The sequence below is a fragment of the Streptomyces sp. 8L genome (assembly GCF_020176795.1).
Taxonomy (GTDB): Bacteria; Actinomycetota; Actinomycetes; order Streptomycetales; family Streptomycetaceae; genus Streptomyces.
The window spans coordinates 1-1125 of the sequence record NZ_JAIUKE010000904.1; the positions used below are offsets into that span (position 1 = coordinate 1).

Below are 1125 nucleotides of genomic sequence, written 5' to 3' on the forward strand. Positions count from 1 at the left end.
CACGTCCCGATCCCCGGAGCGTCTTCCATGCGCATCGCCACCGGCCAGTTCGCCGCCACCCCCGACTGGGCACCCAACCGGCGGCCGTGGCGGCCCGGTCGGGCGCGGGGCCCGTCGGAGCCGTGGGCTCCAGGGCGGTGGGGAAGACGGTGTCCGGGGCGACCGGTCCTGGTGCGATGCCCTGGGCGACCAGCTCCGTACAGAACGCCTCGGTCATCCGCGCGTTGGCGGCGGTACCGTACGGCATCCAGTCGGCTCCGAACCGGGCTGTGGCGTCGAGGAGTTCGTCCAGCAGCCAGGGCGTGGTGTCGGCCAGCAGCCGCCGCCGCGCGGTCCAGTGCCGCTTGGCGCCCTCCAGCGCGTCGAGCACGGCGCCCGGCAGCCACGGATGTGCCCGTACGGTCTCCCGCTTGAGGGTGACGAGGTGGATGCCGGGCACGAAGCCGGTGGTGGCGAAGTACGCCTGCTCGGCGCCGCGGTGGTCGCGCAGCAACTGCCGGAAGCGGCTGCGCGCGGTGAACATCTCGTCGGGCAGGAACGGGGTGAACACCGCGTCGAGCCGGCCCGCCGCCAGTTCCTCCTGGAGGCTCTCGCCGTCCGCGAGCACGGACACGTTGGCGGGCAGCGGCCGGGAGCCGACCCGGTCCTTGCCGTGCTCACCCGCGACGAGCGGCCCCACCCGCCAGTCGACGCCGGCCAGGTCGACGCGGGCCGCGCGCAGCAGGGCGCGGGTCCAGGTGTTGCCCGAGTCGGGCCAGCCGGTGAGCCCGACCCGGGCCCCGTCGAGGTCCTCGAGGGCGGTGTACGGGCTGTCCGTACGGACGAGGACGCAGCGGTGCCGGAAGCCGCGCATCACGAACACCGGCAGGCCGACCAGCCGGTCGTCGCCCGCGGCCCGGGCCAGGGCATACCGGCTGAACGAGGTCTCGCCGCCGTCCACCGCGGGCTCGGCGAGCACGTCGGGTGTCACGTCGCGCGCTTCCAGCGAGAGGTTCCAGCCCGGCGTCGGCACGGCTCCGGTGAGCAGGGGGGTCACATGGTCCCAGTCGCGCAGGGCCAGGCGGATGTCGGGCTGTCGCACGTCACGTTCCTCTCGGATGGTCCCGCGTCCGGGCGGGGTGGGCG

Annotated in this window: 1 protein-coding gene; it reads right to left on the minus strand. The window is 74.8% G+C overall.

Going from position 1 to position 1125, the window contains the following annotated elements; translation table 11 throughout:
* Window positions 1-1081: hypothetical protein (locus LCE31_RS39785; protein ID WP_225023177.1), on the minus strand; the 1081-nt coding region annotated here is incomplete at its 3' end.
* Window positions 1082-1125: the final 44 nt, after the last annotated feature.